Here is a 5,314-nt window from a genome sequence, read left to right on the forward strand (position 1 = left end):
GCGCCCGACCGGTGACCGGCGGCGCGGGCGAGCCGCGCCCACGGGTGCTCGGCGGCCGAGCGGACCGCTCAGCCGCCGGCCGCGTCCGCCATCGACGTCAGCGTCGTCACCGTGCGCCAGTTGCGGGCCGTGCCCCGCTGGCCCTTGCGTGCCGCGAGCCGTGCAGCCAGCGCCGACCGGCCCATGCCGTGCGGCAGGTACAGGTAGACCTCGCGCGCGCCCAGCGCCAGGTCCTCCGGGTGGAACGCGGCGACGTCGAGGTCGGGCGCGACCGGCGGGTCCTGACCCGGCAGGAAGACGACGTGGTGGTGCGTCGGGTCGTCGTCGCGGTCGAGGAACGGGTTGGCCGCCACGACGGCGTGCAGCTCGTCGCGCGTGCGGACCACGACGTCGGGGCGCACCGGGAACGCCTCGGCGCACGCCGCCCGCAGGCGGTCGGCGACGGCGGCCGGGTCGGGGTCGTCCGCGGTGAGGACGACGTTGCCGCTGGTCACGTACGTGCGGACGTCGCCGTAGCCGCACCCGGCGACGACGCGGCGCAGGTCCGCCATCGGCACCTTCGTCGACGCACCGACGTTGACGCCGCGCAGCAGCGCCACCATGACCGTCGACATCGCGCCCCTCCTCCGAACCGTCGCCGCAGGACGTCAGAACAGCAGGTCGGGGCCGCCGACCGCGCGGCGCTCGAGCTCGAGCAGGGCGCGCTTGCGGTCGAGCCCCGCGGCGAAGCCGACCAACTTGCCGCCCGCGCCGATGACGCGGTGGCACGGCACCACGATCGCCATGCGGTTGGCACCGTTCGCCGCGCCGACGGCACGCGCGGTGGTCCGCGGGTCGAGGCCGACCGCCTCGGCGAGCGCGCCGTACGACGTCGTCGTGCCGTACGGGATCCGGCGCAGCCCGTCCCACACGCGACGCTGGAACGCGGTGCCGGCGTAGCGCAGGGGCAGGTCGAAGTCGCGCAGGTCCCCCGCGAAGTAGGCCGTGAGCTGACGCACCGCCGCGGCCAGGACCGCGTCGTCGCCCGGGTCGACCCGGTCGCCCACGTCGTCCGCCGCCGGCGAGCCGTCCGTGCGCGGCAGCCGCAGGTGCGTCACCGCACCGTCGTGCACCGCGACGACCACCGGCCCGACCGGTGCGTCGAGCACGGCGTGCACCAGCCCGCCCGCCGTCGTCGCGCTCGCCGTCGCGTCCGTCGTCGTCCCGTCCACGTCCACCATCCTGCCCGTCGCCCCCGACACGGCGGCCCGTGCGCCGCCTCCGGACGTAGACGCCGGCCGCGCACCCGGTGTGAGGTCGCCGGACGTCCGCCTCGGCCGCGGCAGCGGCGACGCGGCCCGGACGCGGCGTGGCGCGGTCAGACGCGGTGCAGCGCGAGGAACCCCAGCGACGCGAGGAGCAGAGCGGGCGCGAGCCACGTCAGCACCAGCAGGTGCTGACGCCGGTGCACGCCGAGCACGCCGACCACGAGCGCGCCGACGACGGCGAACACGACGGCGTCCCCCGGGTACCGCAGCACGACGGCGTACGTCACGACCGCCTCCGCGAGCCACGCCGCCGCCAGCAGCGCCGCGCCGACGCCGCGCTCGCGGTCGGCGCCGCGCCACCACGAGTGGCCGGCGAGGCCCAGCGCCACGCCGCCCAGCACGCCGCACACCGCCCACACGGCCAGCCACGACGTCCCCACGGGGAAGCCGCGCATCGCGGCGGTGACGTAGTACCCGGGCACCTGCGAGAGGCACGCGAGGAGGCCGAGCAGCGCCGCGCCGCGCCGGCCGAGCGCGGTGGCGCCCACGGCGAACGGCACGAGCAGCCACGGGCTGACGCCGTTCGCGAGGCCGCGGAACGGCTCGTCGAGGACGGTCTGTCCGAACGACGTGAGGGACCCCGTGACGAGGCCCGCGGCGACGGCGAGGAGCGCGCGGCCGAGCGTGGGCGCGAGCCGGGCACGGGCGGAGCGCACGGAACCGACGGAGCGCACGGGGCCGGCGACGGCGGCGTCCGTGCGGGCGCGGGCGAGCGGGACGGAGGGGGACGTCATGCCGTCCAGTCTCGGCAGGGCCCGGCGGGCCGGCATCTGCCCGAGGGCGAACGTCGTGCGCGCCGGTGTCCGCCCACGGTCGTACGCCCGTCCGTCCCGGGGCACCCGCCGCGACGGGCGGCGCGGGTGCCCCGGGGACGGCCGTCAGTCGGTCGAGCGCAGGATGGTGCGGACCCCGACGAGCAGCCCGAGCCCGGCCGTCGCCGCCGCGGCCACGGCGCCCCAGACCACGGCGGACGCCGTCAGGTCACCGGCGAACAACGCACGCTCCGCGTCCACGACCCACCGCAGCGGGTTCACCTGCGCGGCGGCCTGCATCCACCGCGGGCCGTTCTCGAGCGGCAGCAGGAGGCCGGACAGGATCATCACGGGGAACAGCACGGTCTGCTGCACGGCCCAGAACATCCACTCCTGCTTGCGCACCGCGATGGCGAGCGCGTAGCTGAGCGACCCGAGGCCGACACCCAGCACCGCGAGCAGCGCGAGGCCCAGCACGGTGCCGACGGGGTCCGGCCGGAAGCCGAACGGCAGCATGACGACGACGATGAGCAGCGCCTGCGCGACCAGCGGCACCATCTCCTTGAGCGAGCGGCCCACCAGCTGCGAGGACCGCGACAGCGGCGTCACGAGCAGCCGCTCGTGCGCGCCGGTCTGCATCTCGTACTGCAGGTTGGAGCCGGTGGTCGACGTGCCGAACAGCGTCGTCATCACGAGGATCCCGGGCACGAACCACTGCCACACCGTGCCGCCCGGCACGGCGGCGCCGGCGGAACCCGCGAGCAGCGGGCCGAACAGCCCGAGGAAGACGAGCGGCTGGACGAGGCCGAACACCACCGAGAACGGCTCGCGGACGACGGGCCGCAGCTCGCGCGCCATGACGAGCCACACGTCGCCCCACCACGAGCGGCGCTCCTCGGGCGCGGTCGGTGCGGTGGTCGTCACGGGCTCCTGCGTCGTCGTGGTCATGCCGCGTCCTTCCCGGCGGCCGCGGCCGCCTGCTGCTCGTCGGTGGCGGTCGCGTCGGCGGGGCCGCCGTCGCGCAGGCTGCGCCCGGTGAGGGCGAGGAAGACGTCGTCGAGGGTCGGGCGCACGGCCTGCGCCGCGAGGAGCCCGACGCCCGCGGCGTCCGCGGCGCGCACCACCGCCGGCACGGACGCCGGGCCGTCGGCCACCCGCCCGGTCACGTGCGTGCCGGTCACCACGACCTCGCGGCCGCCGGGGAGCCGCTCGACGAGCGCGGCCAGGCGGGCCGCGTCGTCGGGCGAGGCGGCGGTGACCTCGAGGCGGTCGCCGGCCAGGTCCCGCTTGAGGCCGTCGGCGGTGTCGTCGGCGATCACCCGGCCGTGGTCGACGACGACGACGCGCTCGGCCATCGTGTCGGCCTCGTCGAGGTAGTGCGTCGTCAGCACGATCGTCATGTCGTGCTCGCGGCGCAGCCGCAGCACGTGCTGCCACAGGTTCGCGCGGGTGTGCGGGTCGAGCCCGGTGCTCGGCTCGTCGAGGAACAGCAGGCGGGGCGCGTGGACGAGGCCGAGCGCGACGTCGAGCCGGCGGCGCTGACCGCCGGACAGGTCGGTCACCTTGCGGCGGGCGAGCTCGGCGAGGTCGAGGGCGTCGAGGAGCTCGTCCGCGCGGCGGCGGGCCGACGCCCGGTCGAGGCCGTACACGCGGCCCTGCACGACCAGCTCGTCGCCGACGCGCTGGGCGTGCCCGGCGCCGTTGCCCTGCCCGACGTAGCCGATGCGCCGGCGCACGAGCGCGGGCTGCGCGACGACGTCCGCGCCGGCGACCGTCGCCGTCCCGCCCGTGGGGCGGATCAGCGTGGTGAGCATGCGCATGGTGGTCGACTTCCCGGCGCCGTTGGGGCCGAGGACGGCGACGAGCTCGCCGGGCTCGACGTCGAGGTCGACGCCGCGCACGGCGTGCACGGTCTCGGTGCGGCTGACGACGAAGTCCTTCGTCAGCCCACGGGTGCGGATCATGAGGTCTCCTGCGAAGCGGTCGAGCGGCTGGGACGACGCCCACCCTTCCCCCGGTAGCGGTCAGATCCTGTCCGCCACCGGTGCCAGGCTGAGCGCATGTCCGGACCGTCCGCCCGCCTCCTCTCGCTGCTGTCGCTGCTGCAGTCGCGCCGCGACTGGCCCGGCGAGGTGCTCGCGGACCGGCTCGGCGTCAGCCCGCGCACCGTCCGCCGCGACGTCGACCGCCTGCGCGACCTCGGCTACCCCGTGCACGCGACGAAGGGACCTGACGGCGGCTACCGCCTCGAGGCCGGCAGCCAGATGCCGCCGCTGATGCTCGACGACGAGCAGGTGCTCGCGCTCACCCTCGCGCTGCAGACCGCGTCCACGGGGGTCGACGGCGTCGACGAGGCGGCCGGGCGCGCGCTCGCGACGCTGCGCCAGGTGATGCCCGCCCGGCTGCGGGCCGCCGCCGACGCGCTCGCCGTCACGGTCGTCCCGCGGGACGACCGGCGCGAGCGGCCCGCGGTCCCGCCGGACGTCCTGCTCGCCGTGGGTGCCGCGGTGCGCGCCCGCGCGGTCCTGCGGTTCGACTACGACGGCGGCAGCGGCCCCGTGGTCGGCACCGGCGCGGCCGCGTTCCGGCCGCCACGGCGCGTCGAGCCGCACCACCTGGTCACGTGGGGCGGGCGCTGGTACCTCGTCGCGTACGACCTCGACCGCACCGACTGGCGCACGTTCCGCGTCGACCGCATGACGCCCCGCACGCCGACCGGACCCCGCGTGCCCGCGCGCGCCGTGCCGGGCGGCGACGTGTCCGCGTTCGTCGCCGACCGGCTCGGCGCGCGACCGGCGTGGCCGTGCCGCGGGGAGGTGGTGCTCGCCCTGCCCGCGGCCGAGGTCGCCCGCTGGGCGGGGCGCGACGCGCTCGTGGAGCCCGTCGGCGACGACCGCGCGCGGCTCGTCACCGGGTCGTGGTCGTGGGAGGGGCTGGTCTCGATGGTGTCGATGTACGGCGTGCCGTTCGAGGTCGTCCGGCCGCAGGAGCTGCACGACGCCGCGCGGGCGCTGGCGGACCGGCTGCGGCACGCGGCGAGGTGAGCGGCGGCCGGGCGGCGCGGGCGGCTCACCGACCGTCGGCACCTTCGGGGCCGTCGCCCGCCGTCGGCCCGGTCGGGCGGGGCCGGCGGGTCACCGAGCGCCGGGACGGCGGCGCGCCGCCCCCCTCGTCGCCGCGGGCCGCGACCCGCCCGTGCGGACCGCGCCCTGTCTCGTATTAACAACAGAAGCTGCCGACGCTGCCCAGTATGGG

6 protein-coding genes are annotated in these 5,314 nt (G+C 77.2%); 1 reads left to right on the forward strand and 5 read right to left on the reverse strand.

Translation table 11 applies throughout. From position 1 onward, the window contains the following. Positions 1 to 68 precede the first annotated feature (68 nt). The 5 genes from AB6N23_RS17080 to AB6N23_RS17100 all read right to left on the reverse strand — a co-directional run bounded on the left by AB6N23_RS17080 (position 69) and on the right by AB6N23_RS17100 (position 4,023). The gene (locus AB6N23_RS17080; protein WP_412867176.1) at positions 69 to 614 is read right to left on the reverse strand and encodes a DUF1697 domain-containing protein; all 546 of its coding nucleotides are present in this window, start codon (positions 612 to 614) and stop codon (positions 69 to 71) included. Between the two features lie 33 nt (positions 615 to 647). Next, positions 648 to 1,220 carry a methylated-DNA--[protein]-cysteine S-methyltransferase gene (locus tag AB6N23_RS17085; protein ID WP_412867177.1) on the reverse strand — a complete coding sequence of 191 codons (573 nt, stop codon included), beginning with the start codon at positions 1,218 to 1,220 and terminating at the stop codon, positions 648 to 650. A 137-nt stretch (positions 1,221 to 1,357) separates the two neighbouring features. Next, complete coding sequence (locus AB6N23_RS17090; protein WP_412867178.1) at positions 1,358 to 2,041, reverse strand: DUF6518 family protein; 684 nt, start codon at positions 2,039 to 2,041, stop codon at positions 1,358 to 1,360. A 144-nt stretch (positions 2,042 to 2,185) separates the two neighbouring features. Continuing rightward, the gene (locus tag AB6N23_RS17095) at positions 2,186 to 3,007 is read right to left on the reverse strand and encodes an ABC transporter permease (protein ID WP_412867179.1); all 822 of its coding nucleotides are present in this window, start codon (positions 3,005 to 3,007) and stop codon (positions 2,186 to 2,188) included. Then, on the reverse strand, positions 3,004 to 4,023 hold the full coding sequence (locus AB6N23_RS17100) for an ATP-binding cassette domain-containing protein (RefSeq protein WP_412867180.1): 1,020 nt from the start codon (positions 4,021 to 4,023) through the stop codon (positions 3,004 to 3,006). The genes AB6N23_RS17095 and AB6N23_RS17100 overlap by 4 nt, the downstream gene beginning before the upstream one ends. A gap of 96 nt (positions 4,024 to 4,119) precedes the next feature. On the opposite strand from AB6N23_RS17100, the gene AB6N23_RS17105 reads away from it, so the two are divergent. Next, positions 4,120 to 5,103: a helix-turn-helix transcriptional regulator gene (locus tag AB6N23_RS17105; protein ID WP_412867181.1), complete on the forward strand. Its 984-nt coding sequence runs from the start codon at positions 4,120 to 4,122 to the stop codon at positions 5,101 to 5,103. The last annotated feature ends 211 nt before the right edge of the window (positions 5,104 to 5,314 follow it).

Source organism: Cellulomonas pasadenensis, from assembly GCF_047229365.1.
Lineage (GTDB): Bacteria > Actinomycetota > Actinomycetes > Actinomycetales > Cellulomonadaceae > Cellulomonas.